20 protein-coding genes and 1 pseudogene are annotated in these 19,682 nt (G+C 64.4%); 7 read left to right on the top strand and 14 right to left on the bottom strand.

All coding sequences use genetic code 11. The annotated features are described in order from the left end of the window. Positions 1–301 precede the first annotated feature (301 nt). Both JF66_RS00765 and JF66_RS00760 read left to right on the top strand, forming a co-directional pair. Positions 302–700 carry a hypothetical protein gene (locus JF66_RS00765; RefSeq protein ID WP_156109595.1) on the top strand — a complete coding sequence of 133 codons (399 nt, stop codon included), beginning with the start codon at positions 302–304 and terminating at the stop codon, positions 698–700. Further along, the gene (locus JF66_RS00760; RefSeq protein ID WP_081882047.1) at positions 693–2,741 is read left to right on the top strand and encodes a hemopexin repeat-containing protein; all 2,049 of its coding nucleotides are present in this window, start codon (positions 693–695) and stop codon (positions 2,739–2,741) included. The genes JF66_RS00765 and JF66_RS00760 overlap by 8 nt, the downstream gene beginning before the upstream one ends. Positions 2,742–2,779: 38 nt before the next feature. On the opposite strand, the gene JF66_RS00755 is transcribed toward JF66_RS00760, so the two are convergent. From JF66_RS00755 to JF66_RS00745, 3 genes are all read right to left on the bottom strand, one after another. Beyond that, positions 2,780–3,280, bottom strand: a complete 501-nt coding sequence (locus JF66_RS00755) for a DUF427 domain-containing protein (protein ID WP_231556244.1) — start codon at positions 3,278–3,280, stop codon at positions 2,780–2,782. 68 nt (positions 3,281–3,348) lie between these two features. Further along, the gene (locus JF66_RS00750) at positions 3,349–5,991 is read right to left on the bottom strand and encodes an Ig-like domain-containing protein (protein WP_035873870.1); all 2,643 of its coding nucleotides are present in this window, start codon (positions 5,989–5,991) and stop codon (positions 3,349–3,351) included. Then, positions 5,988–7,127 carry an AI-2E family transporter gene (locus JF66_RS00745; protein ID WP_231556243.1) on the bottom strand — a complete coding sequence of 380 codons (1,140 nt, stop codon included), beginning with the start codon at positions 7,125–7,127 and terminating at the stop codon, positions 5,988–5,990. The genes JF66_RS00750 and JF66_RS00745 overlap by 4 nt, the downstream gene beginning before the upstream one ends. Before the next feature lie 225 nt (positions 7,128–7,352). Between JF66_RS00745 and JF66_RS00740 the strand changes: the two genes are divergently transcribed. Next, the gene (locus JF66_RS00740; RefSeq protein WP_231556242.1) at positions 7,353–8,975 is read left to right on the top strand and encodes a SulP family inorganic anion transporter; all 1,623 of its coding nucleotides are present in this window, start codon (positions 7,353–7,355) and stop codon (positions 8,973–8,975) included. Positions 8,976–9,010: 35 nt separating this feature from the next. On the opposite strand, the gene JF66_RS00735 is transcribed toward JF66_RS00740, so the two are convergent. Continuing rightward, positions 9,011–9,385, bottom strand: coding sequence for a DUF1622 domain-containing protein (locus tag JF66_RS00735; RefSeq protein ID WP_035873868.1), 375 nt, complete (start codon positions 9,383–9,385; stop codon positions 9,011–9,013). 134 nt (positions 9,386–9,519) lie between these two features. On the opposite strand from JF66_RS00735, the gene JF66_RS00730 reads away from it, so the two are divergent. The 3 genes from JF66_RS00730 to JF66_RS00720 are packed head-to-tail and all read left to right on the top strand — an operon-like array spanning position 9,520 to position 10,850. Beyond that, the gene (locus JF66_RS00730) at positions 9,520–9,957 is read left to right on the top strand and encodes a DUF6325 family protein (protein WP_035873865.1); all 438 of its coding nucleotides are present in this window, start codon (positions 9,520–9,522) and stop codon (positions 9,955–9,957) included. A 23-nt stretch (positions 9,958–9,980) separates the two neighbouring features. Then, positions 9,981–10,298, top strand: coding sequence for an SHOCT domain-containing protein (locus JF66_RS00725; protein WP_035873862.1), 318 nt, complete (start codon positions 9,981–9,983; stop codon positions 10,296–10,298). 45 nt (positions 10,299–10,343) lie between these two features. Continuing rightward, positions 10,344–10,850, top strand: coding sequence for a DUF1269 domain-containing protein (locus JF66_RS00720; protein ID WP_035873860.1), 507 nt, complete (start codon positions 10,344–10,346; stop codon positions 10,848–10,850). A 52-nt stretch (positions 10,851–10,902) separates the two neighbouring features. Here JF66_RS00720 and JF66_RS00715 read toward each other — a convergent pair whose 3' ends face one another. Further along, the gene (locus tag JF66_RS00715) at positions 10,903–11,304 is read right to left on the bottom strand and encodes a three-helix bundle dimerization domain-containing protein (RefSeq protein ID WP_156109593.1); all 402 of its coding nucleotides are present in this window, start codon (positions 11,302–11,304) and stop codon (positions 10,903–10,905) included. 82 nt (positions 11,305–11,386) lie between these two features. Here JF66_RS00715 and JF66_RS00710 point away from each other — a divergent pair, with 82 nt between their 5' ends. Beyond that, positions 11,387–13,663, top strand: coding sequence for an MMPL family transporter (locus tag JF66_RS00710; RefSeq protein ID WP_035873855.1), 2,277 nt, complete (start codon positions 11,387–11,389; stop codon positions 13,661–13,663). A 13-nt stretch (positions 13,664–13,676) separates the two neighbouring features. Here JF66_RS00710 and JF66_RS23435 read toward each other — a convergent pair whose 3' ends face one another. From JF66_RS23435 to JF66_RS00680, 9 genes and pseudogenes are all read right to left on the bottom strand, one after another. Next, positions 13,677–13,910, bottom strand: a complete 234-nt coding sequence (locus JF66_RS23435) for a hypothetical protein (RefSeq protein WP_051972944.1) — start codon at positions 13,908–13,910, stop codon at positions 13,677–13,679. A gap of 48 nt (positions 13,911–13,958) precedes the next feature. Continuing rightward, positions 13,959–14,609, bottom strand: a complete 651-nt coding sequence (locus JF66_RS00705; protein WP_051972943.1) for a hypothetical protein — start codon at positions 14,607–14,609, stop codon at positions 13,959–13,961. Then, on the bottom strand, positions 14,609–15,307 hold the full coding sequence (locus tag JF66_RS00700; RefSeq protein WP_081882046.1) for a cytochrome b N-terminal domain-containing protein: 699 nt from the start codon (positions 15,305–15,307) through the stop codon (positions 14,609–14,611). The genes JF66_RS00705 and JF66_RS00700 overlap by 1 nt, the downstream gene beginning before the upstream one ends. Further along, entirely contained in the window at positions 15,304–15,462 is a 159-nt protein-coding gene (locus JF66_RS22775; RefSeq protein WP_156109592.1) for a hypothetical protein, read from the bottom strand. The genes JF66_RS00700 and JF66_RS22775 overlap by 4 nt, the downstream gene beginning before the upstream one ends. Before the next feature lie 87 nt (positions 15,463–15,549). Then, positions 15,550–15,975 (bottom strand): universal stress protein, encoded by a 426-nt coding sequence (locus JF66_RS00695; RefSeq protein WP_035873852.1) that lies wholly within the window; start codon positions 15,973–15,975, stop codon positions 15,550–15,552. Continuing rightward, entirely contained in the window at positions 15,972–16,583 is a 612-nt protein-coding gene (locus JF66_RS00690) for a V-type ATP synthase subunit D (RefSeq protein ID WP_197059275.1), read from the bottom strand. Before JF66_RS00690 ends, JF66_RS00695 begins: the two co-directional genes overlap by 4 nt. Continuing rightward, positions 16,580–17,959: a V-type ATP synthase subunit B gene (locus tag JF66_RS00685; RefSeq protein ID WP_035873847.1), complete on the bottom strand. Its 1,380-nt coding sequence runs from the start codon at positions 17,957–17,959 to the stop codon at positions 16,580–16,582. Before JF66_RS00685 ends, JF66_RS00690 begins: the two co-directional genes overlap by 4 nt. Beyond that, positions 17,956–18,426 carry a hypothetical protein gene (locus JF66_RS23430; RefSeq protein WP_197059274.1) on the bottom strand — a complete coding sequence of 157 codons (471 nt, stop codon included), beginning with the start codon at positions 18,424–18,426 and terminating at the stop codon, positions 17,956–17,958. Before JF66_RS23430 ends, JF66_RS00685 begins: the two co-directional genes overlap by 4 nt. Positions 18,427–18,465: 39 nt before the next feature. Beyond that, positions 18,466–19,673: pseudogene (locus JF66_RS00680) on the bottom strand (V-type ATP synthase subunit A); the annotation flags it as partial. Between the last annotated feature and the right edge of the window lie 9 nt (positions 19,674–19,682).

The following is a 19,682-nucleotide window of genomic DNA, read 5'->3' as shown; positions in this document are numbered from 1 at the left end:
GGTCGCGACGCGGATGCGGTCGGTGACATCGGTGAGTTTGAGTTCTCCCAGCAGGTTGAGCAGGGCAGACTGGTCTAGAGCCATCGTGTGGTGTCCTTTGTGAGTTGCTTTAGTCGGTACTCACTGACCATCCCACGATGGCTCCTCACGTCGATAAAGCAACGCTCAAAGCGGGGAAACCACACCACTCAACGGGACATGACCTCGTAACGACGTTTCGCCACGACCTACAGGAGCGATAACGCTCCGGTAACGCCGTCTGATGTTGACTCGCAGGCACAAGCGCAAAGGAGAACTGGAGATGGAAAGCAACGTCAGATTACTGATTCTGGATATCGGTGCGGGCCACCAGGAACCAGGAGCGAAGAGCCCGGTGGGCCGAGCTCTGGACTCTGTTCTGGCCTCGGGAGCAACATTTCGCCACAGCAGCGGTCGTATCGTGGTCGTCGAGGCGTCGGGGGAGCAGGCGGCGCGCCTCACCGCCGATATTCCCGGCGCCCGTCTGGTCCCCCTCGACACAGATGTGTCTGAACTGATCCCTGACCTGGACACCAGCGAGTTGTTGTTCCTCGAGGCTGTGCGCATCCGGAACTCGGCGTCGTATCAGGAGGAGAAGGCGCAGCAGAAGCCGGGAGAGTCACCGGAGGAACAACTCATGTTTACTGCACCCTGTATTCCGGAAGGACAGTCCCATGGTTAACGAAAGAATGATCAACCGCGTATCTGCCGGTATCGTGTTCGTCGCGGGACCTGGTCAATATGCCATATCCGAGGCAGAGAAGGCGCATGTCCTTGCGGAGGTGCAGAGCGGGCTCGGTGCCCTGGCGAGTGACGAACCGAGGGCTCAACTCAACTGGGTGTATTCGACCCTGAGCGTAGACCTGCCCACGTTCACCGCCTGGCAGGGCGCTAACTGGCCCGGACTCACCGAACCCTTCTACCGTCAGATCAGTGATGCTCTCTGGACCGAGACAAACCAGAAGATCTACTTCTTCAACGGGAGTGAGTACATTCGGGTCGACCCGAACAACGGGTGGAATGCCGACCCCGGCTACCCGAAGCCGATCGCCGGCAACTGGCCAGGCTTTCCGGCCGATTTCGCCCAGGGAATAGACGCAGCCCTGTGGAGTGGCACGACGCAACAGATCTACTTCTTCAAGGGCAGCCAGTACATCCGTGTCACCCCCGCGAACGGCTGGGCCGTCGATGCCGGCTACCCGAAGGCGATCGCCGGCAACTGGCCGGGATTCCCGGCCGATTTTGCAGCCGGCGTCGATGCTGCCCTGTGGAGTGGCACGACGCAGAAGATCTACTTCTTCAAAGGCGACAGCTACCTTCGCGTGGATCCCAACAACGGGTGGCTCGTGGATGCCGGCTACCCCAAACCGATCAAGGACAACTGGCCGGGCTTTCCCGACGACTTCACCAAGGGAGTCGACGGGGCGTTGTGGAGTGGGACGACGCAGAAGATCTACTTCTTCAAGGCGAACCGCTTCTACAACGACTACATCCGGGTCGATCCGGCGAACGGCTGGAACGTGGACGCGGGGTACCCGAAGCCCGTCGGGCTGGGCTGGGATGCGGAGGACAGGTGGCGCGATCCGGCGCTCGTGCAGCTCGGATACCCTGCGGGCGATCCCGGGTACACCCAGTTGGTTCAGTCGCTGCAAACGTCGACGGGATCCCAATACGGCTACGTGGGCTTCTTCACCAAGATGCCCACGGCCTGGTTCGCGTACGCCAACGGAATGAACTCGTTGAAGGTCGTCATGCGCACCACGGCGGCTTCGTTCCTGAGCTGGACGTCCATCGACCGGGTCTATTCCCACGAGACCGGGCACATTTTCGGTGCCTTCGACGAGTACACGGCGTCGAACTGTTCCTGCACGGATTCACACACCGGCTTCTTCACCGAGGTGAACGGCAACTGTCAGCTGTGCGCGGTGAACCCCATGGCCTGCCTGATGATCAACAACGTGAACACGCTGTGCCCGTTCACGCAGGCCTCGATCGGCTGGAAGGCATTTCTGTCCAGCATCGACACCGGGGTGCATACGTTCGTCAACAACAAGCTCTATCTGTTCTCGGGCGAGTACTACGTGCGCTACAGCGGCTACACGATGGATCCGGGCTATCCGAAGGTTATCGCGGGCAACTGGCCGGGATTCCCTGCATCATTCGCCTCCGGCGTTGATGCGTCGCTCTGGAGCGGGCCGACCCAGAAGGTGTACTTCTTCAAGGGGAGCGAATACCTGCGGGTGGATCCGGCGAACGGGTGGGCGGTGGAGCCGGGCTATCCGAAACCGATCGCGGGTAACTGGCCCGGCATGCCGGCAACCTTCGCGGCGGGAGTCGATGCGGCGATCTGGAGCCAAACGACCTCGAAGATCTACTTCTTCAAGGGAAACCAGTATGTGCGGGTGGATCCGGCGAACGGGTGGGCGGTTGAGCCGGGATATCCAAAGCCGATCGCGGGTAACTGGCCGGGATTCCCGGCCGCCTACGCCGGGGGAGTGGATGCCGCGGTCTGGGGCGACCCGAACCGGAAGATCTACTTCTTCAAGGCCACCGGATACATCCGAGTCGACCCTGCGAATGGGTGGAACGTGGACCCGGGGTACCCGCGCCAGGTCAACATCAACTGGATGCCCTTCCCGACCGCCGCACTCCTGCGCGAAAGGGGAGATGAGGGAGTTACGGTGACGGACAGACAGAGCACGCAGAGTTCAGACACCGACTGACGCGGACGCGCGCTGGCGACCGCTCCCGGCACCTGGGGCTACCAGCCCCAGGTGCCGGGAGCACCCTTGAAGGGACCGACGATCTTGGCGGTAATCCAGCCGCCGTAGAAATCACCCTCCTGCGCCGTCACCACTTCTCCGTTTACGGTGCACCGGTCCATCGCGCTGGGATAGACCGCTACCCGGTCGGCGAGGTCTTCGAATCCCGGAGTGGGTTGTGGGTAGAACCAGCCGGCGCTTCTGGCGCTGCCCACGGACAGGTAGCTGGCGGCGCCTTTGAATTCGCAGAATGTCTGCCCGCGAGTGGGGCGAAGCACTCCGGGTGCGAAAGCCGCGCGGGGCAGGTAATACACCGGCGGATGACTCGTCTCAAGCACCCGCACGACATCGGCGGTATCGACGATGAGCTGACCGTCAATTTCAACGGTGATGCGCTCCCGGGTGTGTTCGAGCCGGGGCGGGCGCGGATAGTCCCAGACGGACTCCTGTCCGGGCAAGGGGGTCATGCGAGCCCGCGAGGGCTTCATATCGCCTGTCATGGACTCATCGTAATTCTCCGGGCTGAGTTCTGGCCGAGCTACTCGCCCGGCTGCTGCTGGCCACCGTGTTATTGGCCACTGTTGACCAGCTCAACGGCCACGAGATTCCACTGGTCCGTGGTCGGTGCCGTCGTGCCAATCCTCACCACAGTGCCGGTCGGCCCCGTGGCCTGGTTGGTGTACTCCGTCCAGGAGGTATCGCCGATAGCGGTATCAACCCACTGGTCCAGCATGACGAGGCCGGTCGGCAGGGTGCGGGCAATGGCGCGATCCCAGTCATGGCCGACGGCGAAGACCAATGAGGCGGGCGCGGTCGTGGTCACCGCTGTTGTTGGCGCCCCGGTCGCGGCCGCGACGGTCACGACGGATCCGGTACCGAGCGCGCCTTCGTAGGCCACGACCGTCAGATCCTGGGGATATCCGATGACGCGGGGGACGGAACGCACGGTGGCGGCGGTCACAATGCTCGGGGCGGTTGCCCGCCAGACTTCTGCATCACCGGACTGGGCATTTGAACGGCCAACAAGGGTCCACGTGAGTCCAGCCCCACTAACCGTGGCCGACTGTCTGGCGGCCCCGGCCGGTCCGTCCATCGAGACGAAAGCGAGGAGCACTTCGCCGGCCATCGCGGTCTGGAATGAGGGTGTCGTTACCGTGCCGGTGCCCCGAACGGTGGTCTGCGCCTGAAGCACAAAACAGGTCATCGGTGGGCCTGGGTTCTGAACCGTGACGACGACGCTGGACGCGGTGCCGATGTTGCCGCTGAAATCCGTCGCCTGAGCCGAGAGCGTGTGGGGGCCGGCCGCGGCTGTCGTCGTATCCCAGGTGCGGGCGAACGGAGCCGCGGTGAGCGCGGCGCCCAGAGGCGCGCCGTCGAGCAGCAACTGCACGGAGGATAAGGCGACGTTGTCACTGGCGCTCGCCGCGACCTGCGCACTGCCGGAGACGACTTGTCCGCCCGTGGGATTGATGATGGCGACGACCGGAGCGATGGTGTCGGGCGGTGGCGCGACCGTCGATGCGAGAACCTCCACGGCACTGAGATTCCAGCGGTCGGTCGTCGGCTGGGTGTCATTGAGCGTCACGGACTGACCGGCCGTCGTCGACGTGTTCGACGTGGATTGCACCCACGCGGTGTCGCCGACCGCGGTGTCGACCCACTGACTGACCATGGTCTGATTCGACCCCAGCACGCGGGCCACGGCCCTGTCCCAGTCCTCGCCGACGGCGTAGAAGAGTGACCCGGCCGCCGAGGATGGCAGGGATACCGTGGGTGCCCCCGTCGTCGCCCCACCGTTGGCAGACCTGCCGACGCCGGCAGAATTCCTGAAGGCCTGGACGCTCAGTTGCTGGTCGTATCCCGCTTTGACCGGTGTGGACGTGATTGTCGCGTTTACCAGCATGGCCGGTGCGGTCGCTGTCCAGATTTCGGCGTCACCGAGCTGAGAGTTGGCTCGTGTGACCGAAGACCACGTGAGGCCGCCGCCCGAAACCGTTGCCGTCTGGCCGCCTGAGGCGGGGCCGTCTGAGGCGACTTCGGCGAGCAGCGTCTCCCCGGCAGCGGAGGTCGAGAACGCCGCCGTCGTGACCGTGCCGCGTCCGGTACTGGTGACCGAACGGTCCACTCCGAGCACTCCCGATGAGGTGGTCTGGACGGTGACGGGCACAACCGGGGCCGTCGAGGTGTTGCCCGCGGAGTCCGTGGTGCGAGCCGATAATCGGTGGCTGCCTACCGGCGTCGACCCGACCGTCCACTGCACGGTGTACGGAGCCGCGGTCAGGTTCGCACCGAGGGGCTGCCCGTCCAGGAGGAACTGCAGCGACGCAATCGTGGCCGGGGAGGGTGCCGTTACCGCGGCGGTCAGGGCGACCGTGCCGGACACCACACTTCCGGCGGCCGGGCTCGTGACCGAGACGCTCGGTGGCACGACGATCGGCTGGTTCTGTGAGACCACAGACACGGATGTCCCGTTGATCCGAAGGGTCGTGTCCGTCACGTTGTTCGTGACGTCGCTTTCGACGAGCACGTGCTGGGGATCGGCCACGGCCCGCAGAATGTAGGTCCCGGCGGCGATTCCGCTCAGATCGATGGGCTGGCCGCCATCCGTTTGATCGTACTGGTCGCCCCAGCCGACGGACCAGCCGAGCGGCTGGGTCGGGTCCGCACAATTGCCGGGCGGGATGAAGGTCTGGTTGGGCGTGTTGGGAACGCCTCCGATGCGAACGTTGCCCGTGATGCAATAGTCGACCTTGGGACTCGTGGCGACGACGGCTCCCGCTCCGCCAGCTGCCGTGACGCTGTGCAGGGTGAATTTTGTCAGTGGGAATTGATAATCGGAGGGTGCGGCGAACACGCCGTTTGCGGCCAGCGGTATCGTGTGGTCGAGCGTCCATACCCCCGCGCTCGGGCTGCCGTAGAGCGCCTGGACGAAGGTGGCCGTGCCCGTGTTGGGGTCGTACGCCGGGTCGATTTCGAAGGGGCCCGTGCCTGCGTCCCAGGTGTTGTGGGTGTAACGGAGCAGGGGGTGTCCGGTGGGCGGATCAATGCCGATGGAGATGAGGGTTGGGGGCACCTGAATCTGCATGTCCGGCGGTGTGACGGTTGCGGCCCGTGCGGAGCTCGGAAGTGCGGTCAAGGAGATGCCTGCGACGAGAGCGAGTGCCAGGAGAAGCGCGGGAAGTCGCCGGAAGTCGCGCACTGATGTGTTCATGACGTCGTCTTTGTGCCGGGGTGGGCGGTGTCGTGCTTCTGGGTACGTTTGTCTTTGCGGTCCTGTTTCGCCGTGAGATCGAGCGCCTTGAGGAGCTCCCGGGTCTGCGCTGTCGCGCCCACGGCCGGGCGCCACCAGTGCGCGGGCGGGTGCGCATCGATGAGGATGGTGCGGCCGAGAAGCGTGAGGGGAACGGCGACGATGGCCCCGATGGGGCCGATGATGGCCGCCCAGAAGAGCACTGAGAAGAATGTGAGTGTCTGGCTGAGAGCAACCGCGTTGCCGACGACCCTGGGCTGGATGACGGATTGAACGACGGCATTGATGATGCCGTAGATGACGATCACTTCGATCATCGTGCTCCAGCCGCCGACCAGCAAACCGAAGAACGCCGGTGGAACGAGGGCGAAGAAGTAGCCGACGTTGGGGATGAAACTGCAGAGAAACACCAGGATTCCCCAGAGCAGGGCCGCCGGCACCTGCAGGATCACCAGGGCTATCGCGCTCAGGGTGCCCTGCACGATTCCCAGAACGGTCGTGACGACCATGTACCGCCGCACATCGTGGGTGTAGGACACCATCGCCAGAACGAGGTCGGGCTGCCGAGTGCCCAGCTGGCGGAGAATCGTGGGAACGTACACGGCGTCGGCGGACATCAGGATGAGCATGGTCAAGACGATCACGAGCGCGCCGGTGAGGCTGAATACATTGCCGAGAAGGCCGGAAAAGAAGCTGGCTATCGTGCCGGGAGTGAAGCTCGACGTGACCTGCTTGATCTGAGTCTGGTCGATCCCCAGCCCGGCGAGCCATTGTGTGAGGGCATCGCCGACCTGGGCCAGCTGAGTCGAGTACTGCGGCAGCATGGCGACGAACTGCGAGAACGCGATCACGAACGTGAAGGCGAATCCCGCGAGCAGGAGAAATACGACCAGGATCACCGAACCCGTCGCGATCCCGTGCGACACTCCTCGTTTCTCGAGTCCCCGGCGCACGGGGTGCGCACAGATCGTGAGGATCAGGGTGAGCAGGACCGGGGCGAGAATCCACTGGATGGCGCTCATACCGATGGCCGTCACCGTGATGGCCGCCGCCGTGATCAGGATGATCGTTGCGCGCGGGTACCGCGGAGCGGTCATCACGAGCTCCGAGGCCGGGCCGGCTGCGGAAGGCGCGGGAGCCGCCGCCGGTGGGAGCGGGTGTGCCTGTCGGAGTGGGGCTCTTCTCTTCATTCCGAAACCTCCTGGTCGGGCGAACTGCGCTGGCAAACCTGCCTCCCGTCCGCTCCCGTGCAGTGGCATACTCACTGCGGCCGTGACACGAGAAGGCGGGTAGCGAAGATGAGGGTACTCCCAGGTCTGAATGTGCGAAATGCTGGACGTGAGGTTCTGGCCGGCGTCACCCTGCTGGCCATTGCCGTGCCGCTGAACATTGGCTATGCCCAAATTGCCGGTCTGCCCGCGACCGCCGGGCTCTACGCCATGATTCTTCCCTCGATCCTTTATGCCTTTGTGGTCTCATCGAGGCAGCTGGTCGCCTCGCCCGATGCCGCGGCAGCGGCGCTCGTCGCCTCGTCGATCGGTGGCCTGGCGCTCGCCGGAAGTGAGAACTACCTTGTGCTCGCTCTCGCCCAGGCCATTGTCTGCGGGGTCATTTTCCTGCTGTGTTCGGCCTTCAAGCTCGGATTCCTGGCGAATTTCCTCTCTAAGCCGATTCTCGTCGGATTCGTCAGCGGCCTGGCCCTGGACATCCTGGTCGGTCAGTTCGCGAAGATGTTCGGCATCAAGATCTTCAGCGGAGGCGAATTCGTCGAGAAGGCGGGCGGATTCGTCACGGGCTTGCCCACGACAAATCCGTGGTCGGTTCTGATCGCCGTCGCATCCGTTGCCGTTCTCGTCGTCGGCCGAAGGATCTCTCCCGTCGTTCCGTGGGCACTGCTGGTGCTCGTCGCGTCCACGATCGTCGTCTTCCTCACTCCGCTACATGATTCGGGCGTTGCCGTGCTCGGAGCAATCGATGCGGGCCCGCCGACGCTGGGCTGGCCCATGTTGGACTGGAAGACGTGGCTGCAGCTCGTTCCGTCGGCCGTGGCCCTCACGATGGTCGCCATGGCCGAGGGGCTGCTGGTCGTGAAGCGCTATGGCGAGAAGAACGGCTATCGGACCAATCCGAACCGGGATCTCCTCGCCCTCGGAGTCGTCAACATCGCCTCGGGCGCGACGGGTGGGTTCGCGGTGGGGTCGTCGACGTCGCGCACCGCAGCGATGGACCAGACCGGGTCGCGTACCCAGCTGCCGAGTATTGTCGCCGCGGTGTGTGCATTATTCCTCGTGATCTTCGGGACGGCCCTGCTGGCTAACATCCCCGCGCCCGCGATCGGAGCGATCGTGGCCGTCGCGGTCGTGCCGCTGTTGGGTGTGTCGGACTTCATCTCGCTGTGGCGACTGCAGAAGTTCGAATTCGCCGTGGCGGTGGTCTGCTTTCTCGGCGCCGTCCTGGTCGGACCCATTGCGGGCATCGGCCTGGCGTTTGTGCTCTCCCTGATCAACCTCGCTCGACGGGCGGCTTCCCCGGCGATTGACATACTGAGCATCAACGATTCCCCTGCACAGTCGCTCCTGTCACCGGAACCGACCGTGATCGCGACGGCACCGGGAGTGCTCGTGTACCGCTTTGCGGCTCCGCTCTTCTTCGCCAATGTCCAGGTCTTCGATGAAACCATTCGGAAGGCGATCACCGCCGTGTCGCCGGCGGCGACCCGGATCAACCTCGTCATCGATCTGGAGGCCGTGACGGACATCGATGTCACGGGAGCGGAGGGATTCGGGGCCGTGCTGGCCTGGTTGGCTCAGCACGACATCACGGTGCATTTCAGCCGATTGCGACCCGACTTGAGGCGAGTCATCGAGCACTACGGACTCCTCGCGGACGTGCGGGTCTTTGCCAGCAACCGGGAGGCGGTCGCAGCCTTGGACACCGGTAGGTGACGGGAGTCTGCGGCTGTCCGCGCGAGCGTCGCCGGTCACCTCGGAGCGCGGCCACCGCCTTCGCCTAGACGCCACCGCGCCCATGGCCACACACCGTCCATCTCAACCTCCAGCGAGAAACTGAGCAGGACCCGGATCACGACGATTGCTCCCAGCACCAGCACGCTCTCGGGTGTCGGATTAACGAGGATGGTACGGATGATGTCCGCCACGATGAGAACTTCGAGTCCGAGGAGGATGGATCGACCCAAATTCGACCGCAGATCGGTGTAAGCGCGCTGCCGCGTTGCAGGGCCCAGCATCCTGGGGATCGCTGCGATGATGGCCGCCGCCCCGCCGACCACCATGATTGCGGCCCCTGCGGCCTCGACGAATCGCACGACCGTCGAGATGATCTCTTCGAAGTTCATCGGACTCCTCCGTTGTTCCCAGCGAAGATAGCACCGTCGCCATTCCCCGGCGGTCCGGGCCACTTTCGAGATCGTGGACCCCGCGCTATGATCCTGCCGTACGTTCGTCGGCACCCACATGGAAGAGGAATATCGTGAGCGATTTTGAGTACGGTCCGGTAGAGCTGGTGCTGATCGGATTTGATGGCGACAGGCCAGGGCCTGAGGTGGGGCAGGCGATTCTTGACCTCGTCGAGGAGCAGACGATCAACCTGCTGGACCTGGTTTTCGTGAGTAAAAGCCTCGACGGTGACCTCCGGACCGTGGAGATCGAGGACGTCGAGGAGGGAGATTTGTCAGGTCTGGCGCTTCTCGAACGCGGCCTGACGGGGGAGGACGACGTGGAAGCGCTCGCCGAGGCGATAGCACCCGGCACCTCGGCGGCTGTACTCGCTGTGGAGCTTCTCTGGGCGAAGAACTTCGCGGAGGCCCTGTTCCGGTCCGGAGGGACGGTTCTCGATTCCGTGAGGATTCCGGCTCCCGTTGTCAATTCCATCCTGGGCGAAACCCCTGCCGACAGCGTCACCGACTAGCACCGACAGATAAGGAGTACGTCATGCCACTTCGTAGAATGGGCCGCCCTGGTCTCATCGGGGTTGCCGCCCGCACCGCCGTCGTCGCCGGAACGGCTTCGGCCGTCGTCGGCCACCAAGAGAGGAAGACCCAGGCGGCCGCGGCCGATGCTCAGGCGCAGGCCGATGCCCAGTACGCGCAGCAGTCCGCGCCGCCGCCGGTTCAGGAGACGCCGGCTCAGGCTCCAAACGACGCCGGACCCAACCTCACGCAGCAGATCGAACAGCTCTCCGGCCTTCACACGGCCGGCGTGCTGACGGACGAGGAATTCGCGGCGGCCAAAGCAAAACTGTTGTCATAGTCCGCCCTGAGCATCATCACTCACTCACTATCGGAGGAATACCACATGTCAAAAGAACCAGTCTTTCTCTTTCTCGGCGTCTACAACGATCCCGAAATCGCCTTTGACGATCTGGAGATTGTGCACGACCTGCACTCAGCCAAGGTCATCGGGACCTATGACGCCGGGGTCGCGATCAAGGAAGCCGACGGAACGATCAGCCTCACACGCGCCAGCAGCAAGCATTCGGCCTGGACGGGCGTTGCGGCCGGCGCGGTCGTCGGCATTCTGTTCCCGCCGTCGATCATCGGGATGGCTGCCGTCGGTGGCGCAACCGGAGGCATCATCGGTCACTTCACCAAAGCATTGTCCCGCTCCGACCTCAAGGAGCTGGGCGAGGTACTCGACTCCGGTCAGGCCGCACTCATCGTGATCGGTCGGGACAAGCTCGGCGCTGAGCTGGACAAGGCGGGGCTGCGTGCCCAGAAGCGAGCCGAGAAGGAGATCGAGGTGGATGCGGGTGAGCTCGACGCTCAGCTGTCCACCGCGGCGTCGGAGCTCGACACGCAGTAAAGGCCCGACAGAGCCGGACAGGCGATTGCCAATCGGTTTGTCATAGCCTCGGTCAGGTCATGGGCTCAATCGGGTCTCCCGCAACGTGCGGGAGACCCGATTGGCCGTTGTCTCTCGGTGTCGTGGGCGCATCGAGTCCGGCGTCCCGGCCCCACTCGCCTGCGCCCAGCGCCGGGGAGTCAAGCGAAGGGGAGTCCAACGCAGGGGAGTCAAGCGCCGGGGAGTCCAACGCAGGGGAGGCGGGCTCGGGTGTGTCCAGGGCCAGCGTTTTCAGACGCATCGTGGTGCAGCGCTCGACCAGCAGGGGCACGTACGCGCGCACCGGTCGGCCGTCGAGAGTCCGGTGCTCCTCCTGAACGGCAGCTTCGATACGTTCGCGCGGAACGTGGGGAAAGCGCCGCGCTAGCCGCTCCACCAGTTTCGACAGGGCTCTCACTTCATCTTCGAAGCTCACAAAATGATTGTGGCTCCCTTCGCGTGACTCGTCAACCGGGAGTAATTTGGCCGTATCAATTCCGGTCAGGAGGTCCACGCAGATGCTGTTCCGACTGGGAGTCGCATGCGCGCGGCACCGCTTCGTTGTTCTGCTCGTGTGGATCCTTGCTCTCGCCGCTGCCGTCGCGACCGCGCTCGGTGGGCTGACCGGCGAAAGACTCTTTGATCGGCTCTCGAGCTCCGGTCCATCCGTCTCTGGCGAGGCAGCGGCGGCCCAGACGCTGGTGCAGGGATCCCCGGGTGACAAAACGGAGTCCCTGACGCTGCTGGTGCATGACGCCGATCTCACGTCACCGCAGCTTCGAGGAATTCTCGAGTCAACGTCTGCCGACATCTCACGCATGGATGGCGTCACCGGGGTCGTCAATCCGCTGGCTGTGCCCGCCTTGCCGAATGGGAGCCCGAATCCGGCGATCGTTCCTCTTCTTGCGGTGGACGGATCGGGTGTGCTGTTGACCACGTCGATGTCGACGGTCAACGGGCACACGAGCGATGCGACCCTCGGCGCGGTCGAGTCCCGTCTGAATGACGCCGCGGATGAGATCGGGCGTCTGCTCCCGGGAGCAACGGCCGAAGTCGGCGGTGCTCCGCTCCTCGTGGACTCGCTGGTGGCCGTGGCCGAGACCGATCTGCAAAAGGGCGAGCTGATCGCTCTGCCTATTGCGCTCGTGGTCATGCTCGTCATCTTCGGCGGTTTCCTGGCGGCAGGGATCCCGCTGGTCGGAGCGATTGCGTCCATCATCGGCGCTCTCGGCGCCCTGTTCGCCTTCAGCTACCTGATGACCATAGATACCACGGTCCTGAATGTCATCACGGTGATCGGACTCGGGCTCTCGATCGACTACGGCCTCCTCATTGTGAGTCGGTTTCGGGAGGAGTTTCGTGCGCTCGTGCAGCAGACGGGTGCGACCGCGACGCCGGACTCCCCGGTTCCCGGAGCAGTCCGGCACGACCCCTCGTCTTTCGGTCAGGCGCGCCATGAGCTCATGCTCGCGGCGGTGGGCAGAACGATCGATTCAGCAGGTCGCACGGTGCTCTTTTCCGGACTCACTTTTGCGATCGCTGCGGCCGGCCTCCTGGTCTTCGAACCGATCATCATCCGGGCCATCTCTATCGGTGCCGTGTCCGTTGTACTGATCGCCATTCTGACCGCCCTCGTTTTAATCCCCGCCCTGCTCGGCTACGTCGGGGAACGCCTGCTGCGACCCGGGATCCTCACCCGTATTCCCTGGCTCGGCGGACTGCTCACGCAATTTGGGGACATCGCACCTCCGGAAGGGGTCTTCTCGAAGCTGACGCGCCGTATTCAACGAGCACCGGTCCTCGTCGCGGTCGGCGGAGTCGCACTGCTCCTGGTGCTGGGGAGCCCCGTTCTCAACATCAACGTGACGAACAGCGGGGCGGATGCGATTCCCCGGTCATCGAGCCAGTTCACCTTCGTGACGACGCTGACCGAGAACTTCCCGCTCGCGACCGAACCCGAGGTGCAACTCGTCGCCGACACCGATGAGGCGTCCGCTGCAGCGTGGGCTGAGCACGTCGGGGCGCTGCCGCATGTGACCGGGGTCACCGCACCGCTTGAGCGCAACGGCCATTGGGTGGCCCGCGTATATGTTGAGAAGCATGAGGGCCCGGGAGTCGTGCGAGAGATCCGCTCGGAGCGCCCGGGCTTCGCCAACTGGGTCGGCGGTTCGAGCGCTGCTGCGGTGGACTACACGGATTCTCTGCTCCGAAGTGCCCCCTGGGCCTTGCTCATCATCGTTGCCGCGACCTGTGCGCTCCTCTTCCTGATGACCGGATCCGTGGTCATTCCCCTCACCGCGCTGGTGATCAGCACGATCTCCCTGGGAGCCGCGGTAGGAGTGCTGGTCTGGGGATTCCAGGAGGGCAATCTGGGCGGGGTGCTCAACTTCGACACCGGGAGTATCTCCGGAGTCGACCCCCTCGTGCTCACACTCGTACTCACCTTTGGCTTTGGTCTGGCGATGGACTACGAAATGTTCCTGCTTTCCCGAATTAAGGAGCACTACGAGCAGGGCGAAAGCACACGGCTGGCCATCGAAACCGGCCTGCAGAGTTCCGGCCGCATCATCACCTCCGCCGGGCTCATCATCGTGGTCGTGTTCGCGGGTTTCGCAACGGGGGATCTCCTGCAGATGAAGCAGATCGGGGTAGCCCTTGCGGTGGCGGTCCTGCTCGACGCGACCCTCGTCCGCGTCGTGATCGTGCCAGCCGTCATGACATCGCTGGAAAAGGTGCTGTGGTGGGCACCGGCCTGGATGCAGCCACTGCACGCCCGGTTCGGACTTCGAGAGTGACCTGCCCGCTGACTCACCGTTTCGAGTAGTAGTCCCGCCAGACGAGTTTGTGGACCGGAATCCACCGCGGAATCGACCGCAGCCCCGGAATGAACGGGAGGAAGGCCAGAAGCATGCTGAGGACCAGCATCATCAGTACGACGAGGAGATCGGCGTTGGGAGCGGAGGCAAACGGTTCGATCTGGTACCAGAACGAGAAGAGCCAGAGCCAGGACTGACCGGGGGTGTCGCCGGTCTCGTTCATCATGCCCCACTGGTCACCCGTGAGATGTTGGCTGGTGGCGAGATCGGGAAATTACGAGCCGTCGCCCAGGAAGAGGATGGGCCGGGTGTAGTCGAGGTTGTAGAACTCACCCTGGGCTTGGAGCACGCCGTCAAGGGATCCTGCCTGTGCTGCAGCCAATAACGCGCCGGTGAGGGCGGGAACCGGGCCGAAGTCTCCGTTCGGAATCTGCGTCGGATCGGACTCAGGGGCCTGGCCGAGCGCGTCGGTGTAGGCGCTCGTCCAGTCGCTTCTCTGTTGGTCGGTTGCCCGGTTCCAGGTTGCGACCGCCGCGGGGGCGCTTCCGATTTCTCCCAGCGGGGTAATGACGAAATCATTCGCCGTGTCGATCGGGAGCCGCACACCGGACAGGCTCTGCGGGTCGAACGGTCCGATCGTCTGGGTCGCGCCCTCGGTGTGGGTGTAAGGCGGTCCGTACAGCGCTGTCTCGCTTGTGCCGCCGAGCTCGGCGGTTGCGGTGGTGACGAAATCGGTTGGTGCAGCGGCAGCCCAACCCTTGAGGGTGACGCTCGGCTCATCGGGGGAGCCCAGGGTGAAGGAGAGGCCCAGAATGACCAGTCCGACGACCGTAAGGGCGATCGTGAGTTCCTTGAACAGGTCGTATGCGCGAACAGTGCCGGCCCACGGCCGGTCAGCGATTCCCGTTGAGCGCTTCGTGTTCATCAGGACTTCTCGCTTCCTGGGTGGGGGGACTGCAGCTGGGCATCCGTTTCGGCGGCGTCGAGAGGGGGGACAACCCCGTGCACGCGCACGAGGACCACGTGCAGAACCACGATGGCTCCGACAGCGAGCGGAAGCAGCACGATGTGCCACATGAAGATCTGCCCGAGGTCCGCCACGTTGAACCACGCGCCGATGCCCGACGCGTTGAGCGCATCCTTACCCTCGAAGGCGATCCATTGGGAATCGAAGTTCGTCTGCAGCAGGTAGCCGGTGAAGGCAGCGACAATGGAGACCAGAAACGAGAACACACCGGTGATCCAGGTGAGTGCCCGCCCACCACGCCAGGCGGCCATCCAGAACTTGCCCCAGAGGTGCACGACCATGGTGATGAACAGCAGTTCGACGCTCCACAGGTGCGTGCTGTTGACGAAGTGGCCCAGACTTGAGAGGTGATACCAACTGGGGCCGTTCAGGCTGAGGAGCAGTCCCGAGACGATGACGAAAACGAGCGAGACAAGGGCCCCCATACCGAAGACGTAGATCCAGGATGCAACATAGCTCGGCTGGTCTTCCGGCAAAAGTTTCTCGGGCGGGAGACGGTTCAGGAGCCAACCGCGAGCCTTCCCCGTCCAGGTATGGAATTCCGGTGCGGCGTCCGCATGGGTGGCGTAGCGGCGCGCGCCGTCGTGCTGGGTCATTTCTCGCCTCGTTCACCGGGAAACGGAAGCAACAGGGCGAGCACGAAGAGAACGATCATGACGATGATCACAATCAGGTTTCCCAGCTGGATCTGGAAGGTGCCCCAGCCGAGATACGTTCCGGGAGAGTCGAGCAGGGCATAGAGGGCGTTCATTATTACTCCTGTCGTCGCCGACATATTAATACTCATCTGTCCGGTGCGATACGGGGTGTCGAAACGTTGACTGCAGGCGTGGCTGGGCTAGTCCGGGGGGATGACGAGCACGGGAACGGGAGAGAATTCCAGGACTCGAAGCGTGTGGCTGCCGATGCTGGGGATCGCATGCCCCGGCCGGTCGACTCGAGCGAGCACGATCAGACCGGCGCCAACGGCCCGAGCCTCGGCCAGGATCTCAGCCGCGATCCGCCCGCTCCGCCGGTGGGTTCCGACGGTCACCCCGGCCCGCGTGGCAAGGAGCGCAACGTGGGCCAGAACGGCATCCGCTGCCAGCTCCCGGCGCAGGGTCACCGCCTGAGAACCGAGCAGACGGCGCTCCACGGATCCTTCCTCGATGACCATGACCGCGTGGAGCCGGGCATCGAGCCGTCGGGCCTGCTCGATGGCGACGGTGACCGCGTCGAATGCGGCCGGGGAATCGTTCACGGCCACCAGGATGGTGTCGCTCATCGCGCCTCCTCTGCGGGTTCGGACGCCCAGCGCACCCTGAGCGTCTCTTCGCGTTCCTGATCTTCAATCCGACGACGGATGTCTGCCAGCTCCGCTTCCAGCCGCGGAATCCATCGGTTCTCGATCGAACGGGCCCGCGCGCGCGTGCCCGCGAGTTCCGCGGTGACGATCTGCACGGCGCGCTGTACCGCTGCGTGTCGTACCGCGTACGACAGCGCCTCCGTATGCGCGGTCAGCGCGTAGGAGAGCGCTGCACTCCCACCGTGCAGCGGACTGGGAGCCGGACGGCAGCGCGCATCGACGGGATAAGTCAGGCCCATGGAGCCGCCCAGTTCGATGTCCACGCCGGTCAGCTGGGCAGGCGACGCCTGCTCGATTCTCAGGGGCCCGTCGAGCGCCGCCGTGCGGCCCAGCCACAAGGCGGCCTCCTCCGCGCTTTCTGTCCATTCGCGGCCCGTGGTGTCGGCGTGAAGGTGGAGTCGTTCGAGTTCGTCCGCCAGGATGTGCTGCTTGCGGTCGAGCATTTCCGCTCCGTGACGAGCCGTATTCAGGCGGCGTTCGAGCCGAATTGCGTCTGCCCGGCCTCGGGCTGTGCGCTGGCTGCTCACGGGCGGTCTTCGTCCGGCAGGTAGCGGTCGAGGAGTTCCGTGGAGAGCATTGTCAGCTCGCGCCGGGGCAGCGTGGCGAGCGCCGTCCACGCCCTTGCCAAGGTGTCTTCAAGGGAACGCTCCTCGTTCTGGCCCTGGTCGAACAGCGTCTGTTCAACCCTGTCGCGATACTCGACGTAACTGCGGTCGGTCTCGCTGAGAGAGACGGCGCCTACGAGCTCGGCGAGTTCGGAGGCTTGTCGAGCGCGGGCGAGTGCCGCCAGCACTTGGGCCGAGAGGTCCAGATGGTCCTCGCGGGTTCGCCCGGCACCCGCGCCGCTGCGCATCAGACGCGACAACGACGACAGAGCATCCACCGGCGGATAGATTCCCCTCGCGTCAACATCGGGGGACAGCACGATCTGCCCTTCGGTGATGTAGCCCGTGAGGTCGGGCACCGGATGAGTGATGTCCCCGGCCGGCATGGTCAAAACTGGGATGATCGTGACCGACCCTGGTCGCCCGCGCACGCGGCCGCAGCGTTCATAGAGGCTGGCCAGATCGCTGTAGAGGTAGCCGGGGTAGCCGCGTCGGGCGGGAATTTCCCGCCGGGCCGCGGAGACCTCGCGCACGGCTTCGGCGTAGCTGGTCATGTCCGACATGACGACGAGTACGTCGTGGCCCTCGGTGAAGGCGAGATTCTCGGCGATCGTCAGCGCAATCCGAGGCGTGATAATGCGTTCGATCACCGGGTCATCCTCTGCATTGAGTAAAAGCACGAGTTCGCCGGCTGCCGACCGCTCTTCGAGCCGGTCGCGAACATAGTCGATATCGGCGTGCGTGAGACCCATGGCAGCGAAAACGACCCGGAAATTTGAGCCCGTGCTCGTCGACTGAGCCGCTATCTGGGTAGCGAGGGTGAGGTGGGGCAAACCGGGGACGGAGAAGATCGGTAGTTTCTGGCCACGCACCAGTGTCGTCAGGGCATCAATGACCGAAATGCCGGTGATGACGGGGTCGCGCGGGGGCTCCCGAAAGACCGGGTTGAGCGGCCATCCGCTCACCGGTTCCTCCGTTGTCCCCGTGACGGGCGGGCCGCCATCCATCGGCTCTCCCCGCCCGTTGCAGACCCGGCCGAGCCAGTCGGTTCCCACCGGAATCCGCAAGGGTTGGCCTGCGAAGCGCACCCGAATACCGTGCATGGACAAACCGTCGGTCCCCTCCAGCACCTGCAGGGTGATCAGCCCGCGGTTGACTTCCAGCACCAACCCGTGTCGTTCCCCCTCCGACTCGTCAACCGTGGCGAAATCGTCCCAGCCGACCCCCTCGGTGTCTGCGACGACGAGCAGTGGGCCGCGGAGCTGGCGAATATCGCCGTAGGACAGATGCCCGATCATGTCAGATCCTCCAAGCGGCGAATGATCTCGATCCGCCGAGTGTGCACGCCGGCCGCATCGGTGGGACCGGTCTCTTCTCGCGCCCGAATGACCGGCCCGAGATCGGCCTTCTCGATCGCGGTCGCCGGCACACCTCGGTCGACCAGACTCCGACAGGTGTCCGTGACGGCCAGGACGAGGTCCAGAAGCGCAGCTCCCTTGGCGGCGGAGCAGAAGGCATCGTTCTCACTCAGCGCGTTTTGCATGAGAACACCGTCGCGTAACAGACGGCCGCCGAGAATGACCATGCGCTCGTGCCCGGGAAGAGAACTCACGCCGACGATCTCGGCGAGATCGGCGAGCCTGTCCGCCTCGGCGAGCAGAGCTGCGGCTCGGGCCCGGCGGACCGCCCACCCGGGGTCTCCATTGGTGGTGTGCCACTGTCCCAGGGCTTCCTCGTCCCTGGCGAATGAGCCTGTCCAGCTCACGGCCGGATAATGACGTGAGTAGGCGAGATCCCGATCCAGCAACCATGTCGATCGCACAAACCGCTGGGTATCTGTGGTGACCGGTTCCGTCATATCGCCGCCGGGTGGCGAGACGGCCCCGATGACGGTGACCGAGGCCGTTCGACCGCCGAGGGTGGTGACTCGTGCCGTGCGCTCGTAGAACGCAGCGAGTTGGGAGGCAAGATTTGCCGGGTAGCCTTCCTCGGACGGCAACTCACCATTGCGGTTGGCGAATTCCCGCAGGCTTCCGCCCATCGTGAGGTGGAATCAGCAATCACGACGACGTCGTAGCCCATGTCACGGTAGTACTCGGCAACGCTCATGCCGGTATGGATACTGGCTTCTCTGGCCATCATGGGCATGTTGGACGTATTGGCGATGATGACCGTTCGATCGATCAATTTGCCTCCGGTTCTCGCATCCACGAGACTCCCCAGTCCCTCGAGCACGTCCGCCATCTCGTTTCCGCGCTCGCCGCATCCCACGTACACGATCACATCGGCGTCGCTCCACTTGGCGATCTGCTGCAGAAGCATGGTTTTTCCCGTGCCGAACCCGCCGGGCACCGCTGCCGCGGAGCCCCGGGCGATGGGAAAGAGCAGGTCGAGAACTCGCTGCCCCGTGTGGAGCGGCACCGAGCCGGTGATTCGGGCCCGAAAGGGCCGCGGTGCTCGGATCGGCCAACGTTCCGTCAGGAGCACGTCGCTGGACCCCACGCGGGCCACGACATCCGATGCCCGGGTCGGGCCGGGCGGCCGGAGCCAGTCCACCGTGCCGGACACACCGGACGGCACCACAACCCGATGTTCGACCGAACCTGCGTCGGGAACCGTGCCGAGCAGGTCTCCCGGGGCAACCGTGCTGCCGAGGGCCGCAGCGGGAAGGAATGACCACGGCCGGGCCAGGGACTCAGGGTCCTCGACCGAGGTGGCACGGTCCTGGGTCAGCCACATCGGTGCGGACGTCAGCGGACGCATCAGCCCGTCGAAGACGTGGCCGAGCAGCCCGGGGCCGAGCAATCCGGTGAGTTGTGTGCCCGTAGCTTCAGCGACGTCTCCTGCTCGAAGCCCGCCGGTGTATTCGTAGGCTTGGAGGGTGGCGTGAGTCTCGTTGATCGCGACGGTTTCGGAGCTGATACGTGAGGGACCGAGTAACACGATCTCGCGCATAGACAGATCGTCGATGTGCTCGATCTGCACCAGCGGTCCGCTGACTCTGGTCACCATGCCGAGTTT

Source organism: Cryobacterium sp. MLB-32 (assembly GCF_000738085.1).
In the GTDB taxonomy this organism is placed as follows: Bacteria; Actinomycetota; Actinomycetes; order Actinomycetales; family Microbacteriaceae; genus Cryobacterium.
This window is presented reverse-complemented; position numbering and strand designations above follow the sequence as displayed.

What these genes read in the sequence shown, in the direction of transcription:
- JF66_RS00695 (WP_035873852.1), bottom strand. Translation starts at nt 15,975, where the DNA reads ATGAGCGACACCATCCTGGTGGCCGTGAACGATTCCCCGGCCGCATTC.
- JF66_RS00685 (WP_035873847.1), bottom strand. Translation starts at nt 17,959, where the DNA reads ATGATCGGGCATCTGTCCTACGGCGATATTCGCCAGCTCCGCGGCCCA.
- JF66_RS00735 (WP_035873868.1), bottom strand. Translation starts at nt 9,385, where the DNA reads ATGAACTTCGAAGAGATCATCTCGACGGTCGTGCGATTCGTCGAGGCC.
- JF66_RS00700 (WP_081882046.1), bottom strand. Translation starts at nt 15,307, where the DNA reads ATGACCCAGCACGACGGCGCGCGCCGCTACGCCACCCATGCGGACGCC.
- JF66_RS00745 (WP_231556243.1), bottom strand. Translation starts at nt 7,127, where the DNA reads ATGACCGCTCCGCGGTACCCGCGCGCAACGATCATCCTGATCACGGCG.
- JF66_RS00765 (WP_156109595.1), top strand. Translation starts at nt 302, where the DNA reads ATGGAAAGCAACGTCAGATTACTGATTCTGGATATCGGTGCGGGCCAC.
- JF66_RS23435 (WP_051972944.1), bottom strand. Translation starts at nt 13,910, where the DNA reads ATGATGAACGAGACCGGCGACACCCCCGGTCAGTCCTGGCTCTGGCTC.
- JF66_RS00710 (WP_035873855.1), top strand. Translation starts at nt 11,387, where the DNA reads ATGCTGTTCCGACTGGGAGTCGCATGCGCGCGGCACCGCTTCGTTGTT.
- JF66_RS00705 (WP_051972943.1), bottom strand. Translation starts at nt 14,609, where the DNA reads ATGAACACGAAGCGCTCAACGGGAATCGCTGACCGGCCGTGGGCCGGC.
- JF66_RS00750 (WP_035873870.1), bottom strand. Translation starts at nt 5,991, where the DNA reads ATGAACACATCAGTGCGCGACTTCCGGCGACTTCCCGCGCTTCTCCTG.
- JF66_RS00760 (WP_081882047.1), top strand. Translation starts at nt 693, where the DNA reads ATGGTTAACGAAAGAATGATCAACCGCGTATCTGCCGGTATCGTGTTC.
- JF66_RS00720 (WP_035873860.1), top strand. Translation starts at nt 10,344, where the DNA reads ATGTCAAAAGAACCAGTCTTTCTCTTTCTCGGCGTCTACAACGATCCC.
- JF66_RS00755 (WP_231556244.1), bottom strand. Translation starts at nt 3,280, where the DNA reads ATGACAGGCGATATGAAGCCCTCGCGGGCTCGCATGACCCCCTTGCCC.
- JF66_RS22775 (WP_156109592.1), bottom strand. Translation starts at nt 15,462, where the DNA reads ATGAACGCCCTCTATGCCCTGCTCGACTCTCCCGGAACGTATCTCGGC.
- JF66_RS00725 (WP_035873862.1), top strand. Translation starts at nt 9,981, where the DNA reads ATGCCACTTCGTAGAATGGGCCGCCCTGGTCTCATCGGGGTTGCCGCC.